Here is a 16,844-nt window from a genome sequence, read left to right as displayed (position 1 = left end):
TTATATGCCGTTACCTAAAGGAGATGCATGCAGGTTATGAAGATTGATCCAAGATCCCTGTTCGACGAAGGCCGCCACAATCGCGCTAAAATAGGATTCGTACTGCTCGCTACAGAGCAGACAATCGAAGACGACATGATGACAATAATGCCCAATGGCGTAGGCACACACTTCACGCGCGTCGCCATCCCAAACAGCATAACCGTCAAAAACCTGACCGATGTCGGAAACGATTTGGCACGCGCTGCGTCGACCCTCTTGCCGGATGGAAGCCTTGATGTGATCAGCTATGCCTGCACGTCCGGTAGCCTGGTTCTGGGTGAAGACACCGTAGTTCGCGAGCTGCGCAAAGGTGCGCCCAATGCAATTGCAACCTCTTTGATCACCTCTGCCATTCGCGCCCTCAATACACTTGATGTAAAAAAGATCGCGGTGTGCACACCTTATTTGGATGAAGTGAATCTGAAAGAAAAACAGTATCTTGAAAATCAGGGGTTCCATGTCACGGAAATACGCGGCCTCAATCTTGAAAAAGACAGCGACATGATCCGAGTGCGCCTGGACGTGATCGAAAAACTGGCTCATTCGGTCAATTCCGCGGCAGCCGAAGCCGTGTTCATAAGCTGTGGTGCCCTGCGGGCAATCGAAGTGGTCGAACAGCTCGAAGACGCCCTGAACAAACCCGTAATTTGCTCCAATCAAGCCATGGCCTGGGATGTGTTGCGCCAAGCGGGCATCAAGGATCAGATTTCAGGATACGGACGGTTGTTGAGAGATTACTGATTGGCGGTCAGAAACGGTTAAGAACACGAGGAGGGATCAGAACAGTGACTATTGCAGATCCGGAAATCACGGCGCCCCCAAAGGTGACTGTGGACGAGATCCAAGAGCAAATTCTGGAGCGCATTTGCTTTGCGTATTACCCACCGGGCGCTCAGCTGAAAGAGGCCGTGCTTGCCAAGGAATTCGGTGTCAGCAGAACACCCGTCAGAGATGCCATTGCGCGAATCGGACATCTTGGACTGATCGAAACCCGCAACGGGGTTGGTACAGTTGTCATTGAGCTTTCGGCAGAGCGTGTCCGCCATCTCTATGAGATGAGGATGGAGCTGGCCCAGATGATCGGAACATTGTCGCCGATCACTGTTACAGCGCATCATCGGGAAGAAGCGCGCGCGATTTACGAAGATGCTGTTGCGCTGCGAGAGCGGTTGGATTCCCAGGAATATGTAAAACTGAACCAACGGCTGCAGGCACTGATCGCATCGTTGATCGGAAACCGCTCGCTGCGCGAGTTCTGGAATCAGGCATATTTCCAGTCGTCCAGCGTCTGGCATCGCATGGAACAGATTGTTGGTATCGTCGCTTATGACGCTGTGGTTCAGGAAACCTTTGATCTGGCGAAAGCGCTGGAGCGTGAAGACATTGCCGCCGTCGGGTTTCTACAGAGAATCTACATAGGCTATGCTTTTCAACTGATCGAAAAACACCTGCTAGACCCACAAAAAAGAGATTGAATTTGGCCGCGTAGACCGGTTCTTCGGGTCGGCGCTATCGGCTAAACCCATCGAGGCGAGAGAGCTGAGCCAGTTGCTTTTTGCCACAGGTCTGAACCGTGTTTTTTCGCGCCCATCCAAAGCAATACCGTCGTCGATCACATACTGAATCGTGCAACGTTTGGACTTGCGCCGATCAGTAACCGGCGTGCAAAGAACTCGACACGGGTGGGCAGCGATGATGCGCTGCCCTCGGGCTGACGCTCAGGCGATGGATTTCGCCGCCGCCAGCAGACCATGATGAAGTGATCCTGCCGAAGATCTGGGCCCTATGACGGCCACATGATCGTCTGCCAGCTTCCACAGGAAAACGCCCAGATGCTCAGCCGTGGTACGGATCGCCGCGCCCTGTTCCATCGTGCGAACCGGGGCATTGCTCAGCCGTTCGAACAAGTCGGACAAGGCAGCACCTTGCACATCGAACCGGCACCATCCGTCGGTCTGCTCGGCAACCGAGGCTGGATCGCCGGTGATTTGTTTCAGCTCAGATGCCAGCAGCTCGTGGCTGTCATGCGGTGCAGTGACCATCCACTGATCCGGCCCCATCCAAAACACGGCATAGGGTGCCGCCACGTCGGATTGACCAACTTCGGGCAATGTCACACCAATCTTGTCGGCCAGTGCATTTTGCACGGCACCTGCCTGATCCGTCCGTGCGGCGACCGAGGCCAGCGCTTGATCCACTACTTCGGTGATGGTGATCGTGCCGATGGTATCGACGCGCGGTGCGTCGCTGCCCAGCGGGGTGATGGGTTTCAGTTTATGCACGAAGCTTCTCCCCTTCCGGGTCCACGAAATGAGCGCTGACGATTTCGACCATGATCTCTTGTCCTTCCAGCGGGTTCACAAGACGCAGCTTTTCGCCCTTGCGATCGAAACCGCCTTTGACGAAGCCCAACCCGATCGAGCTTTCAAGGATCGGCGAATAGGCCGCCGAGGTCACATAGCCCTGATCATGGGCAGCATCGACCGGCCCGGTGGCGTTCATCAGATGCCCGCCCGCTGGCACGGTGTCCTTGGCATCCACTGGCTTCAGTCCGACCAGCGCAAGCGCCTCCGGGGCGTTCATCCCCTCACGACGGCTGAGCACATTGCCGATGCAGTCCTTCTTGGTGCTGACCATACGGCCCAGCCCAAGGTTCAGCGCGGTGGTCGTGCCGTTCAGTTCGTTGCCCGCAGCGTGACCCTTTTCGATCCGCATGACACCCAGCGCTTCAGTGCCGTAAGGCACGACGTCGAATTCTTCGCCCGCCTCCATCAGCGCGCGCATCAGCGCGTCGCCATAGCGTGTGGGTACAGCGATCTCATAAGCCAGCTCGCCCGAGAACGAGATCCGGAACAGCCGGGCACGACAACCGCCGCAGACAGTGATCTCACCACAGGCCATGAAGGGGAACGCCTCGTTCGAGATGTCAAACTCAGGATCCACGATCTTTTGCAGCAACTTGCGGCTGTTCGGTCCGGCCACAGCATACTGCGCCCAGGCCTCGGTGGTCGAGATCAGCTGAACATCCATATCCGGGTACAAACACTGGCGCACGAATTCCATGTTGCGATAGACCAGAACCGCGTTGGCGGTGGTCGTGGTCACGACAAAATGGTCCTCGGCCAGACGCGCGGCGGTGCCGTCGTCATAAGCTACACCATCTTCGCGCAACATCAGGCCATAACGCACTTTGCCGACAGGCAGTTTAGCGAAGCCATTGGCGTAGATCGTGTTCAGGAAAGCCGCGGCATCCGCGCCCTGCACATCGATCTTGCCCAGTGTGGTCACATCACAGACACCGACTGAGTTACGGGTCTGCAGAACCTCGCGGTCCACTGATTGTCGCCAATGGGTTTCGCCCTTGCGGGGGAACCATTGGGCGCGCAGCCAGTTGCCGACTTCGACAAACACCGCGCCCTGTTCCTCGGCCCATTTGTGGCTGGGCGTCAGGCGGGTCGGGTGGAATTCCTTACCGACCGCGCGGCCACCAAAGGCCCCCATCGCAACAGGCGTATACGGCGGGCGGAAGATGGTCGTGCCGGTTTCGGGGATGGACTTGCCGGTCAGCTCGGCCATTACCGCAAGCGCCCCCACGTTCGAGGTTTTGCCCTGATCGGTCGCCATACCTAGCGTAGTATAGCGCTTCAGGTGCTCGACCGAGGTAAAGTTCTCCTGTTGCGCCAGCTTGACGTCCTTGACGGTGACGTCGTTCTGGTAATCCAGCCAGGCGCGTTTTGAGCCTTTGACGTGCCAGAACGGGCTGATCGAAACTGGTGCATCTGCCGCAGCGGGCAGATCGGCAGGGGATGCTGTGATTCCCAAATCGCTCAGAGCGGTTACCGCCGCCGCCGCGCCGCCTTGCAGCGCCGCATCGGTGGTCAGATCGCCCTTGGCCGCGCCAGCAACGATTTGGCCGACGGGCAGGCCGTCACCGGGAACAAAGGCGTGGATATCCGCGTTCCAGACCGGGCGACCACGCTGATGGCAGGTCAGGCCCAGATTCGGGTTCCAACCGCCGGACATCGCCAGCGCTTCGCAATGCAGATCGCGGGTGTAACCTTTGTCGGTGCGCACCTGCACCGAGGTCAGACCAAGGCGGCCCGATGTGTTGATGATCTCGGCCCCTTTCAGGACTTCGGTGCCCTCAACATCGGGCGCGTCGGGACGCGTATCGACAATGGCCGGAACCTTGACGCCCTGTGCCATCAGATCGCGCGCCGTCTGATGCGTATCATCGTTGTTTGCAAACACCACAACCGATTGTGCGGGCGTCGCGGCCCAGCGGTTGGCGTAGGCCCGTACCGCTCCGGCCAGTAGAATGCCGGGCCGATCGTTGTTCTCGAACGCAATCGGGCGCTCGATTGCTCCGGTCGCAATCAACGCGCGCTTGGAATAGATCCGCCACAGGGTCTGGCGCGGCTTGTCCGCCTCAGGCGCAATCAGGTGATCCGCGTTTCGTTCGACCGCGCCATAGATGCCGTGATCATAGGCACCAAAGACAGTCGTGCGCGGCATCACCCGCACATTCTTCATCGACGCCAGCTCTGCCAGAGTCTGCGCAACCCAGTCGGTTCCAGAGATATCGGCCAGCGCCGCAGTCTCGGCAATCAGACGCCCGCCCATACGGAAATCCTCATCCGCCAGAATGACCTGGGCACCCGCGCGTCCAGCGGTCAGCGCCGCTGCCAGACCCGCCGGACCCGCGCCGACGACCAACAGATCGCAGTGCAGAAAGCCCTTGTCATAATGATCCGGGTCGGCTTCTCCGGTCAGGCTACCCAGACCGGCAGCCCTGCGGATGATCGGTTCGTACAGCTTTTCCCAGAACGCCTTGGGCCACATGAATGTCTTGTAATAGAAACCCGCGGTCAGAAAGTTCGAGAACCGGTCGTTGATCGCCATGAAGTCGCGCTCCAGCGACGGCCAGCGGTTTTGCGAATTGGCGTTCAGCCCGTCATAGAGCTCGGCCACGGTCGCGCGGGTGTTGGGCTCCTGCCGTCCGCCCGAGCGCAGTTCGACCAGCGCATTGGGTTCTTCACTGCCCGAGGTCAGCGGCCCGCGTGGACGGTGGTACTTGAACGACCGCCCCATCAGCCGCACGCCATTGGCGAGCAAGGCCGAGGCCAGTGTGTCGCCCTCAAACCCCTGATAAGACTTGCCATCGAATTTGAAGCTCAGGCTGGCGTCACGGTTGATCAGGCCACCGTTCAGACGATTGCGTTGTGTCATTGGGCAGCCTTCCTTGCGGTTTTGGCGACATCGCGCGCCAGCTCGACGTTCAGAATTTCATGGGTCACCGTGTTGCGGGTCACCACCAGCCACGACCGGTCGCCTTGTTCGTGGAACCACAATTCACGATGTTCGCCCGCGGGGTTGTCGCGCAGGTAGAGGTAATCGTGAAACGCCTGCGCCGCATTCTCAGCCTGCCAGTCGGGCCGGTTGATAAGGGACGCGTCGCCCAGATAGGTGAATTCCTGCGCGTCGCGCGGGCCAAGCAAAGGATGGTTGATAATCATCTGATAAGCCCCTCAGTGCAGGTTCGGTTGGGCGCCCTGCCCTTTTTCGTCGATCATGTGCCCGGTCATGAACCGGTCCAACCGATAGGCGGTCGCGGTTTCGTGCGGACGGTCGGTCTTCAGAAGATGGGCAAAGCAATAGCCGGACGCCGGCGTTGCCTTGAAACCGCCATAGCACCAGCCACCATTGAAGTAGAGCCCATCGATATGCGTCTTGTCGATAAAGGGCGAGCCATCCATGGACATATCCATGATCCCGCCCCAGCTGCGCAGCAGGCGCGCGCGACCCAAAGCAGGGATCAGCGACATGCCGCTTTCGATCACGTCCTCGACCACCGGCAGATTGCCGCGTTGCGCATATGAATTGTACATGTCCAGATCGCCACCGAACACCAGCCCGCCCTTGTCGGACTGGCTGCAATAGAAGTGCCCCGCCCCATAGGTGATCACGCCGGGGATGAAGGGCTTGAGCCCCTCTGAGACAAAAGCCTGCAACACGTGGCTTTCGATCGGCAGGCGCATCCCGGCCTTCTCAATCACGCGGCTGGAACTGCCTGCCACGGCGACGCCGACCTTCTTGGCACCGATGAAACCGCGGGAGGTGTCGACCCCAAGGACCTTACCGTTTTCGATACGGAAGCCCGTGACCTCACAATTCTGGATAATGTCGACGCCGCGCATGTCCGCGCCACGCGCATACCCCCAGGCCACCGCATCGTGACGCACCGTGCCGCCCCGCCGATGCAGCAATCCGCCTTTGATCGGGAACCGCGCATCGTTGAAGTTCAGGAACGGATACATCGCGCGGACGCCTTCGGTATCCAACAGCTCGGCATCGGACCCATTCAGGATCATCGCATTGCCCCGCCGCCGCGCCGCATCCCGCTGCGCGTCGGAATGCACGAGGTTCAAAATACCGCGTTGGCTGACCATCGCGTTGTAATTGAAATCCTGCTCGAGGTTTTCCCACAGTTTCAGCGAAAACTCATAAAACGGTTCATTGCCGTCCAGCAAATAGTTCGACCGGACAATCGTCGTGTTCCGACCGACATTGCCGCCACCGATCCAGCCTTTTTCCAGAACCGCGATACGGGCCCCACCGAATTCCTTGGCAAGATAGTAGGCAGTCGCCAGACCATGCCCGCCACCTCCGACGATGACATAGTCGTAAGCATCCGCAGGCGCCGGGTCACGCCATTGCGGACCCCAACCCTTGTGGCCGGTCATAGCCTCCTTGAAAAGTCGCAGAGCTGAAAAACGCATGAAGGCTCCTGTTCGTTGCAGTCTTTGGTTTGCACCCAACTCGGCTTGTGTTGCAGATGCTGTTTCGGACAGAATCCATTTCAGAACCGACAAACTTGGATGTCGCCCCCCCCCAAAAAAAAAGATCAGCGCCTGAGCTTCGGACAGAACCTATTTTGCCTGCCAAAAAGAGAGCCGGGAGCGCGCGACGACCTGCATATAGAGAACCGGTTTTCGAAAGGGCAACTGCATCTTCCGAAGGAATAAGTCGAAAGCGAAGCTCATCCTACGCTGTCGGCGAGATATGATCCTGATGGCGAAAAAGCAGCAATGATACATTGACAACTGCGCTCTAAAATTGCAACCAATTACATATTGGTTTAATGTAAAGGTTGCGAGCTGTGCCCAACCAAAACCCCAACGCCAAGCCTGACTCGTCAGTCGAGATCCTGAAGCTGTCTGACTTCAGCCTGTCGTTTCGCGGCCAACCCGCATCAGCCGTGGATGGTTTGGACCTGTCGGTATCTGCTGGCGAGACGTTGTGCATCGTGGGTGAATCCGGATGCGGAAAATCCGTCACCGCCATGGCCCTGATGGGGCTGCTGCAGCGAGACGTCATCGATATCCCGTCTGGTCTTCTGGAGTTTGAAGGTCGGCCATATGACCTGCGCACCGAACAGCTGGACGGCGCGACGCGGGGCGATCGCATGGCGATGATCTTTCAGGAACCGATGACCTCGCTCAACCCCGCCTTCAGAATCGGCGATCAGATCACCGAGGCCGTTTTACATCACCGCAACTGCAACCGAGACGAAGCTGACGCAAGCGCTTTGGCCATGCTGCGCCGCGTTGGCATCCCAGCCCCGGAACAGCGGTTGAACGAATACCCTCACCAGCTTTCCGGTGGCATGCGGCAGCGTGTGATGATCGCGATGGCGCTGATCAATAACCCCTCGCTGCTGATCGCGGACGAACCGACAACGGCGTTGGATGTCACCATCCAGGCGCAGATCCTCGATCTTGTCCGAGAGCTTCAAACAGAAACCGGAATGGGAACCTTGTTCATCACCCACGATCTGGGTGTGGTGGCTGAAATCGCGACGAATGTGGCTGTCATGTATGGGGGCCAGATCGTCGAGAGCGGCCCTGTCGACGCGGTATTCGACGATCCGCAGCACCCCTATACCATCGGCCTTATGAGCTCGGTCCCGCGGATGGCAGGATCGCGGGATCGGCTGATCACCGTGCCCGGAACCGTGCCGTCTCTGGCCGATATGCCTACTGGATGCCGGTTTCGCACGCGCTGCCCCTTTGCCACTGGCGAGTGTGCAGACCGCCCGATCTTGTCAGAGATGGGGTCCGAACATGCGGTTGCCTGCCACTACGCCCCACTGGAACAGCTCAAGGGGGTCAGATGCGCGATGTAATCCTTGAGGCGCGGAACCTCACACGCCATTTCACACTGGGTGCCGGGCTGTTCGAACGCAAAACCAAAGTGCGCGCGGTCGATGGCGTTTCGCTGTTGGTGCGCAAGGGTGAAACCTTTGCAATCGTCGGTGAATCGGGGTGCGGAAAATCGACGCTTGCGCGCCTTTTGATGCGGCTAGATCGACCGACCTCTGGCCAGGTCCTGTTTGAGGGGCGGGAGGTTCAGGACCTCGCCCGTCGCGAAATGGCCCCTTTGCGCCAACAGATGCAGTTTGTCTTTCAGGACCCATTCTCGTCGCTGAACCCGCGCATGACCGTCGGCAAACTGGTGGGCGAACCGCTGGAGGTGCATGCGCCTGAATTGGACGAGACCGCACGCCGTGAAAAGGTGGCTGCGTTACTGGCTCAGGTTGGGTTGTTGCCGGATCACGCCAACCGCTATCCGCACGAATTCTCAGGCGGTCAAAGACAGCGGATCGGCATCGCGCGCGCGCTGGCTTCAGGACCAAGGTTGTTGATCGGGGATGAACCGGTCTCGGCATTGGATGTGTCGATTCAGGCGCAGGTGATCAATCTGTTGAATGACCTGAAACAGGATCTGGATCTGACCCTTGTGATCATCGCCCACGATCTGGCCGTGATCCGGCATATGAGCGATCGCATCGCCGTGATGTATCTGGGTCAGGTGGTCGAAACCGGCCCTGCCGATCAGGTTTTCGAACAACCGCGCCATCCGTATACGCATGCCCTATTGTCCGCGATACCGGAACCCGAGCCGGGCCGCGACCGTGATCACATGGCACTTAGAGGCGAAACGCCCAGTCCATCTTCTCCGCCATCGGGTTGCCGGTTTCACACCCGTTGCCCCTTTGCGCAGGACGATTGCCGAGCCCAGACCCCGGTTCTTGACGATGCGGATTCGGATCATCACGTCGCCTGCCATCACTGGAAAACCATACCAGAGGCCGGAAAACCGGCCCCGCCCCGACGCCGCAGCGCCGGAGCAGAAGAGCGGTTCGCGCTGTATCGCGCGGCTGTCCAATCTCCCCAGGCTTCTGCCAAAAACAGAGAGGAAATATCATGAATGTCTTGAAAACCGGTCTTGTGGCCGGATTACTCGGCGCGACTGCCCTCAGCGCACAGGCCGCCGATCTGCGCATCGCCCTACAATCGGACGCCGATGTGCTCGACCCTGATCAGTCCCGTACGTTCGTGGGACGCATCGTCTACGCCTCACTCTGCGACAAGCTGGTCGACATCACCCCCGAACTGGAACTGATCCCACAACTCGCCACCGGTTGGGAATGGAGCGAGGACGGCACGTCCCTGACCATGACCTTACGCGAAGGCGTGGTGTTCCATGACGGCACGCCCTTCAACGCACAAGCCGTGGCCGACAATATCGACCGCTCGCAGAACCTTGAGGAATCGCGCCGCAAGTCAGAATTGAAGTCGGTGACCGGAGTTGACGTGGTCGATGACTATACGGTTCGCTTCAACATGGCCGCACCTGATGCAACTCTGCTGGCGCAATTCGCCGACCGCTCGGGCATGATGGTCTCTCCAACCGCGGCGAAGGCTGCGGGTGCAGATTTCGGGCTGAACCCAGTGTGCTCTGGCCCGTTCAAGTTCAAGGAGCGTGTAGCCCAGGACCGTATCGCGCTGGAGCGATTCCCGGATTACTGGAACGCGGATCAGATCCACTTTGACAGTGTCACTTTTCTGCCGATCCCCGACACCACCGTACGTCTGGCCAACCTGCAATCCGGTGACATCGACATGCTGGAGCGTCTGGCCGCGACTGATCTGACGCAGGCCGAGGGCGACGCTGGCATTAGTGTCGAAAGCGCTGTTTCGCTTGGCTATCAGGGCATAACGATCAACGTGAACAACGGAGACAAGGGCGATAATCCCTGGGGCAACGACAAACGTCTCCGTCAAGCGCTAAGCTATGCGTTGGATCGTGACGCGATCAATCAGGTCGTGTTTGAAGGCGCCTTTGCGCCGGGCAATCAGCCCTTCCCACCCACATCGCCGTGGTATGACGCCGACCATCCGGTGCCTGCACGCGATATAGACAAAGCCAAAGCGCTGCTGACCGAGGCGGGCTATCCTGATGGGATCGACCTTGAGGTTCAGGTCCCCAACACCACCGTCCCTCTGCAACTGATGCAGGTCGTTCAGGCCATGGCCGCCGAGGCCGGGATCAATATCGAGATCACGTCCAAAGAGTTCGCCACACTGCTCGCCGATCAGAGCGCAGGTGACTATCAGGCCAGCCAGATCGGGTGGTCGGGCCGTGTGGACCCGGATGGCAATATCCATCAGTTCATGACCACCGGCGGAGGCATCAATGACAGCCACTATTCGGACCCGAAAGTGGACGAGATGCTGAACAATGCCCGTGCCTCGACAGACTTTGACGCACGCAAGGCTGAATATGACGCCGCGCGGGACATTCTGGCCTCGGATATGCCCATCGTTTACCTCTATCACCAGACATGGATCTGGGCACTGGATGATGGGCTCAAAGGCTTCACCCCCTATCCTGACGGCATGATCCGTCTGGAAGGCGTGAAGCTGGAGAAATAAGCCGCTCACGGCCTGCCCGGTCCTTTGGCCGGGCGGGTTCCTTTGATCGAAAGCCCAAGCCATGTTGTCTTTCATTCTGCGCCGCATCCTGATTGCGATACCGACGATCCTGCTGATCTCGATCTTCGTTTTCAGCCTGCAAAAGCTGCTGCCCGGCGATCCCGTGCTGGCGATGGCAGGCGAAGAGCGTGACCCGGAAGTACTGGAATTCCTGCGCGAGAAATATCGCCTGAACGATCCAATCCCAGTGCAATACCTGACCTGGGTTGGCAACGCGTTGCAGGGCGATCTGGGGATTTCGCTGCGCACCAATCAGCCAGTGACCGAACTGATTGCAGAAAAGCTGCCGGTGACGATCCAGCTTGCCATTATGGCAATCTTGTTTGCGCTGGTGATCGGCATCCCGGCGGGCATCTTGTCAGCGGTGAAAAAGGGGACCGTCACGGATTACGTGGCCAACATCGTGGCGCTGTCCGGACTATCCATTCCGAATTTCTGGCTGGGGATCATGCTGATCCTGCTTGTTTCGGTAAAGCTCGACCTGTTGCCCGCCTCGGGTTACGTGCCCTTGTCTGAGGATCCGGTGAAATCCATCACCACCATGCTGATGCCCGCCTTTGTGCTGGGTACCGCACTGGCGGCAACGCTGATGCGACATACGCGGTCGGCCATGCTGGGCGTGCTGAAATCTGACTACGTGCGTACTGCCCGCGCCAAGGGTTTGCATGAACGCCGGGTCGTCCTGAAACACGCCTTCCGCAATGCGCTGACGCCGATCGTGACCCTGACCGCACTGCTGTTCGGCGAGCTGATCGCCGGAGCGGTGCTGACCGAACAAATCTTCACCATCCCAGGTTTCGGCAAGATGGTCGTCGATGCCGTGTTCAACCGCGACTATGCCGTGGTGCAAGGCATCGTACTGGTCACCGCCGTAGGTTTCATCGTGATGAACCTGCTCGCAGACGTGGCCTATGTGCTGCTCAACCCACGCCTGAGGGCTGCCTGACATGACCGTTGCCGATCCTATCCTGTCTCGTCGTCCCGAAAACCGTGTGTGGAAGAAATTCCGCACCCACAAAAGCGCCATGCTGGGCGGCTTTCTTGTCACCTTCTTTGTGTTGATTGCCCTACTGGCCCCGATACTGCCGGTGCCTGATCCGGCGGCCACCGATTGGGGCGCGGTGCGCAAACCACCAACCGCCGCTCATCCGTTTGGTACAGATGAAATCGGGCGCGACGTGCTGGCCCGGATGATCTGGGGGGCGCAAGCCTCGCTTCTGGCTGGGGTGGTTTCCGTTGGGATCGCGGTGATGCTGGGCGTACCTCTGGGCATCATCGCCGGGTATTTCGGTGGATGGGCCGACGCCATCATTTCACGCTGCACCGAGGCGCTGCTGGCTGCGCCTTTCCTGATCCTTGCGATCGCATTGGCGGCCTTTCTAGGGCCATCACTGACCAACGCGATGATTGCCATCGGTCTGTCAGCGACCCCGATCTTCATCCGGCTGACCCGCGGACAAGTGTTATCGGTCCGGGCTGAGGATTATGTGACCTCGGCCCGCGCCATCGGATTGCCCACGGCGAAGATCCTCAGCCGCTACATCTTTCCCAACGTGCTGCCACCGGTGCTGGTGCAGGCCACGCTCACCATCGCCACCGCGATCATCGCGGAGGCGTCGTTGTCCTTCCTCGGCCTCGGCCAACAACCTCCAGCACCCAGCTGGGGATCGATGCTGAATACGGCCAAGAACTTCCTCAACCAGGCCCCATGGATGGCCATGTGGCCGGGCATCGCGATCTTCCTCGTTGTGCTGGGGTTCAACCTTCTGGGCGACGGGCTGCGCGATGCGCTTGACCCGCGCGAACACTGAATTTCGGAGACAAAGAACATGTCAGATTTCACCACCCGCCCCGAGATCCGAGGCACCTTCGGAGTCGTCACCTCGACCCATTGGATCGCCTCGGCTGTGGGCTTTGGCATTCTGGAAAAGGGTGGCAACGCCTTTGACGCCGCAGTTGCCACGGCAATGACCTTGCAAGTGGTTGAGCCGCATCTGAACGGCCCGGCAGGCGACATGCCCGCGATTTTCCACTCGGCCAAAACCGGCAAGACCGAGGTGCTGTGTGCGCAAGGTCCCGCCCCCGCTGCTGCGACAATCGAACACTATACCGGGTTGGGTCTGAATCTGATCCCCGGTTCTGGTCTGTTGGCCACAGTGATCCCCGGAGCCTTCGATGGTTGGATGCTGATGCTGCGCGATCATGGCTCACTGCCGCTGCGCGATGTGATGGCGCCCGCTATCGCCTACGCGCGCGACGGGCACCCTGTGCTTCCGCGCGTGGCGCATACCATCAACGGTCTTTCAGATTTCTTTGAAGACGAATGGCCTACATCCGCAGAAACCTGGATGCCGGACGGCAAAGCCCCCGAGCCGCACAGCAACTTTGCCAATCCGGCGCTGGCGGCGACCTATGAACGCCTTGTGACAGATGCCGAAGCTGCGCATAAAGATCGACTGGAGCAGATCGATGCGGCGCGGCGCGTGTGGCGCGAAGGCTTTGTCGCGGATCGCATCTTCGAATATCTGGCCGATGCCAAGGTCATGGACGTGTCAGGCCAGCGCAACAGCGGGGTCATGGCGCGTAAGGACATGGCCGACTGGCAAGCAACCTACGAAGAGACACTCACCTACAACTACCACGGATGGACCGTTCATAAGACTCACGCCTGGAGTCAGGGGCCGGTCTTGTTGCAAGCTTTGGCCATCCTCAAGGGGATTGATCTGGGCGCAATAAACCCGAACGGGGCCGAGTTCGTGCACACGGTGATTGAGGCGATGAAACTCGCCTATGCAGATCGCGAGGCTTACTATGGTGATCCGGCGTATAGCGAAATCCCGATGGACTATATGCTAAGCGACGAATACGCCGCCCAGCGCCGCGCCATGATCGGCCCGGATGCATCACAGGATCAACGCCCGGGCCGGGTGCCCGGTTTTGAACACTTGGCAGACGCCTATGTCGCTCGCGCAGCGCGTGATTTCTCGGCCAGAACCGGGGCCAGCGCGGGTGAACCGACCATGTCGCATCTGACCGAGAAACGCGGTGACACCGTGCATCTGGACGTGATCGACCGCTGGGGGAACATGGTGTCGGCAACGCCGTCCGGGGGGTGGTTGCAAAGCTCACCCGTCATCCCGGGGCTGGGATTTCCGCTCAACAGCCGGGCACAGATGTTCTGGTTGGAACCTGGCTTGCCGACCTCGCTGGCACCCGGACGCAGGCCACGTACGACACTGACACCCAGCCTTGCGGAAAAGGACGGGGTCCAGCTGGTCTTCGGCACTCCCGGAGGAGATCAGCAGGACCAATGGCAATTGATCTGGTTCTTGCGTTTCGTGCATTTCGGGCTGGGGCTGCAGGAATGCATGGACGCGCCACTGTTCCATTCGATGCATTTTCAGGGCTCGTTCTATCCCCGCGCCACAGCGCCCGGCGAGATGATGATCGAGGAAACCTTTGGCGAGACCGTGATCGAGGACCTGCGCGCGCGCGGTCACAAGATCACCGTGGCCGAGCCCTGGACAGTTGGGCGCCTCACCGCAGCCCTTCGGGAAAAAGATGGAACCTTGCGCGCGGCGGCAACACCGCGGCTGATGCAGGCTTATGCAATAGGACGCTGACATGACGTATTCCCTGATCGCAAAAGACCCCGAGACCGGAGCCATCGGCCTGATCGTGGCCAGCCGCTTCTTCGCTTGCGGCGCGCGCGTTCCGTGCGTTGGTGCGCGCAGTGCGATTGCCTCTCAGGCGTTCTCGAACCCGGTCTGGGGAACCGAAGGGCTCAGGCGGCTTGAGGCGGGCGAAGCTGCGCAGGCGGTTCTGGATGATCTCGTCACCCGGGATTCAGGTCGGGACGCGCGACAAGCCCACCTAATGGACGCACAGGGCAACTTTGCGGCCTATACCGGGGCTGATTGCGTCGACTGGGCCGGGCATCGGCTCGGTGAGGCACATTCGGTTGCAGGCAACATGCTGGCTGGGCCGGATGTCGTGGACGCCACTTTCGAAACCTACGCCTCGGAAAGCGGCCTGCCCTTTCCAGAACGCCTGATGGCGGCCATGGAGGCTGGCGAGCGCGCGGGGGGCGACAAACGCGGCAAACAGGCCGCCGGTCTTGTCATTCATCGCGGGCAATCGCATGCATGGCTGGATATGCGCAGCGACGACCACGCTGACCCTCTGGCCGAACTGCGCAGGCTTTATGATGTGGCTGCTGAGCGGTATCTACATTTTGCGGAGGCGATGCCCAGCGAGCAGAATTTCTCGGGCAATCCCGACCGGGGCGCGCTGGAAGAGGCGATTGCCCGCGCGGACGCGAAACGTCAGGCCGAAGGGCGGGTAAGCCGCTCGCTGGCCAGCGACCCCGCGTGAGATATGGGCGGGATTGACCTTTCCACTCTGGCAACGCTGATCGCCATCGCAGGTGCGGCCGGAGTGTTTGGTGGTATTCTGGCCGGTTTGCTGGGCGTTGGCGGAGGGATCGTTATCGTTCCGGCGCTTTACTTTGCCTTGTCATTGACCGGCAGCAATCCTGCACTGACGATGCAGGTTGCAGTGGGTACGTCGCTGGCAACCATCGTGTTCACGGCGCTGTCCTCAAGCTGGGGGCACTACAAGCGTGGGGCGTTGGACATGGCGCTGCTGAAACGCTGGGCCCCGGCCATTCTGGTTGGAGTGATCATTGGCGGCCTGCTTGGCGGCGTGGTCAGCGGCTATATTCTGGTCGCCGTCTTCGCGACGGTTGCCGCTCTAGTGGCGCTGGACATGATCTTTCGCAAACCCGGCAATAGCGGCCCGCCGCGCAGTTTCTCTCCGCGCGTCTGGGCTGCGACCGGTGTGTTTGCCGGTGCGATTTCCGCGATGATGGGCATCGGTGGCGGCACTGTCTGCGTACCGGTTCTCAACTTTCTGGGCTACGACATCCGACGCGCAGTGGGCACCTCGGCGGCAATCGGCTTTGTCATCGGCCTGCCGGGCGCGCTGATCTATGCCGGAACAGGTCTGGGGCAATCCGGCTTGCCGCCTTTCTCCATCGGTTACGTCAATCTGGTCGCAGCAGCGCTGATCATCCCGCTGACAACCAGCTTTGCCCATGTGGGCGTCCGCATCGCGCACACGATTTCACAACGTGCCTTACGCCTTGCCTTTGGTGCATTCCTGATGCTTACGTCTTTGCGCATGTTTTATGACCTGATCGGAGCGTTCTGAACTTGGGAAATTGTCCAACAGATACTGAGCTGACCGCCGCCCTGCGCGCTGGCATCGAAACCGGCGATTTCCTGAAGAACGGCAAGTTGCTGCCCGAACGCGCACTGGCCGAAGCGCTAGCCGTTACCCGCGCCCGTATGCGTCGGATTCTGGATCAGCTCGAGGAAGAAGGCACTGTGTTTCGCAGGCACGGGCAAGGCACGTTCGTGTCACCACCCCCGGCCGTTGGCGCAAGCCCGTTCCGCGCCGTTGCAGCCAAGGTTATGCCCCGTGATGTCATGGAAGTACGTCTGGAGATTGAACCGGCATTGGCGGCATTAGCGGCACAACGCGCCTCGATCAAAGAATTGCGAACGCTTGAACAACTCATGCGGGCCACACTGGATGCTGCCGATACGCAGGCTTACGGGGTTGCCGATGATGTGTTTCACTACAAAATCGCGGAACTGGCTCACAATCCGTTGTTCCTGACGGTATATGACTCGATCCGCGCTGTACGGAAGCAGTCGGAATGGACACGTCAGCGCGAGACACAATATTCATCCGCGACTCTGGTACGCCTTGGCGAACAGCACGAACTGTTGTTCAGCAACATCGCATCACGCGACAGTCAGGCCGCCGCAGAGGTCATGCAATCGCATTTGCTTTCGGTATCAAACGCCATGCTGCGAGACAGGACCTATGGGCAAGCCGAGAACCTCACCGAGCAGCCAGAAGGTTAGCATGACCTTGGTGTCTTCCATCAGGTTTGGA

General features: G+C 59.6%; 15 protein-coding genes. 11 read left to right on the top strand and 4 right to left on the bottom strand.

Annotation, left to right across the window (positions count from 1 at the left end):
* The first annotated feature begins 36 nt into the window (after positions 1 to 36).
* Positions 37 to 783 carry a maleate cis-trans isomerase family protein gene (locus tag ACR0IV_RS14570; protein WP_480659504.1) on the top strand — a complete coding sequence of 249 codons (747 nt, stop codon included), beginning with the start codon at positions 37 to 39 and terminating at the stop codon, positions 781 to 783.
* Positions 784 to 827: 44 nt separating this feature from the next.
* The gene (locus tag ACR0IV_RS14565; protein WP_480472298.1) at positions 828 to 1,517 is read left to right on the top strand and encodes a GntR family transcriptional regulator; all 690 of its coding nucleotides are present in this window, start codon (positions 828 to 830) and stop codon (positions 1,515 to 1,517) included.
* Positions 1,518 to 1,760: 243 nt separating this feature from the next.
* Here ACR0IV_RS14565 and ACR0IV_RS14560 read toward each other — a convergent pair whose 3' ends face one another.
* The 4 genes from ACR0IV_RS14560 to ACR0IV_RS14545 are packed head-to-tail and all read right to left on the bottom strand — an operon-like array spanning position 1,761 to position 6,821.
* Positions 1,761 to 2,324, bottom strand: coding sequence for a sarcosine oxidase subunit gamma (locus tag ACR0IV_RS14560; protein ID WP_480472297.1), 564 nt, complete (start codon positions 2,322 to 2,324; stop codon positions 1,761 to 1,763).
* Complete coding sequence (locus ACR0IV_RS14555; RefSeq protein WP_480659503.1) at positions 2,317 to 5,271, bottom strand: sarcosine oxidase subunit alpha family protein; 2,955 nt, start codon at positions 5,269 to 5,271, stop codon at positions 2,317 to 2,319. Before ACR0IV_RS14555 ends, ACR0IV_RS14560 begins: the two co-directional genes overlap by 8 nt.
* The gene (locus tag ACR0IV_RS14550; RefSeq protein ID WP_480472295.1) at positions 5,268 to 5,558 is read right to left on the bottom strand and encodes a sarcosine oxidase subunit delta; all 291 of its coding nucleotides are present in this window, start codon (positions 5,556 to 5,558) and stop codon (positions 5,268 to 5,270) included. Before ACR0IV_RS14550 ends, ACR0IV_RS14555 begins: the two co-directional genes overlap by 4 nt.
* 12 nt (positions 5,559 to 5,570) lie before the next feature.
* Positions 5,571 to 6,821 carry a sarcosine oxidase subunit beta family protein gene (locus tag ACR0IV_RS14545; RefSeq protein WP_480659502.1) on the bottom strand — a complete coding sequence of 417 codons (1,251 nt, stop codon included), beginning with the start codon at positions 6,819 to 6,821 and terminating at the stop codon, positions 5,571 to 5,573.
* Positions 6,822 to 7,201: 380 nt separating this feature from the next.
* On the opposite strand from ACR0IV_RS14545, the gene ACR0IV_RS14540 reads away from it, so the two are divergent.
* From ACR0IV_RS14540 to ACR0IV_RS14500, 9 genes are all read left to right on the top strand, one after another.
* Positions 7,202 to 8,227 carry an ABC transporter ATP-binding protein gene (locus tag ACR0IV_RS14540; RefSeq protein ID WP_480659501.1) on the top strand — a complete coding sequence of 342 codons (1,026 nt, stop codon included), beginning with the start codon at positions 7,202 to 7,204 and terminating at the stop codon, positions 8,225 to 8,227.
* Complete coding sequence (locus ACR0IV_RS14535) at positions 8,215 to 9,312, top strand: ABC transporter ATP-binding protein (RefSeq protein ID WP_480659500.1); 1,098 nt, start codon at positions 8,215 to 8,217, stop codon at positions 9,310 to 9,312. The genes ACR0IV_RS14540 and ACR0IV_RS14535 overlap by 13 nt, the downstream gene beginning before the upstream one ends.
* Entirely contained in the window at positions 9,309 to 10,820 is a 1,512-nt protein-coding gene (locus ACR0IV_RS14530) for an ABC transporter substrate-binding protein (protein ID WP_480659499.1), read from the top strand. Before ACR0IV_RS14535 ends, ACR0IV_RS14530 begins: the two co-directional genes overlap by 4 nt.
* A gap of 61 nt (positions 10,821 to 10,881) precedes the next feature.
* Positions 10,882 to 11,826 (top strand): ABC transporter permease, encoded by a 945-nt coding sequence (locus ACR0IV_RS14525; protein WP_480472290.1) that lies wholly within the window; start codon positions 10,882 to 10,884, stop codon positions 11,824 to 11,826.
* Position 11,827: 1 nt separating this feature from the next.
* Entirely contained in the window at positions 11,828 to 12,691 is an 864-nt protein-coding gene (locus ACR0IV_RS14520) for an ABC transporter permease (RefSeq protein WP_480472289.1), read from the top strand.
* A gap of 18 nt (positions 12,692 to 12,709) precedes the next feature.
* Positions 12,710 to 14,503: a gamma-glutamyltransferase family protein gene (locus ACR0IV_RS14515; protein WP_480659498.1), complete on the top strand. Its 1,794-nt coding sequence runs from the start codon at positions 12,710 to 12,712 to the stop codon at positions 14,501 to 14,503.
* Position 14,504: 1 nt separating this feature from the next.
* Positions 14,505 to 15,254: a DUF1028 domain-containing protein gene (locus ACR0IV_RS14510; protein WP_480659497.1), complete on the top strand. Its 750-nt coding sequence runs from the start codon at positions 14,505 to 14,507 to the stop codon at positions 15,252 to 15,254.
* 3 nt (positions 15,255 to 15,257) lie between these two features.
* On the top strand, positions 15,258 to 16,091 hold the full coding sequence (locus tag ACR0IV_RS14505; RefSeq protein WP_480659496.1) for a sulfite exporter TauE/SafE family protein: 834 nt from the start codon (positions 15,258 to 15,260) through the stop codon (positions 16,089 to 16,091).
* Between the two features lie 2 nt (positions 16,092 to 16,093).
* Complete coding sequence (locus ACR0IV_RS14500; protein WP_480659495.1) at positions 16,094 to 16,813, top strand: FadR/GntR family transcriptional regulator; 720 nt, start codon at positions 16,094 to 16,096, stop codon at positions 16,811 to 16,813.
* The last annotated feature ends 31 nt before the right edge of the window (positions 16,814 to 16,844 follow it).

This window comes from Ruegeria sp. C2 (assembly GCF_056537765.1).
This window is presented reverse-complemented; position numbering and strand designations above follow the sequence as displayed.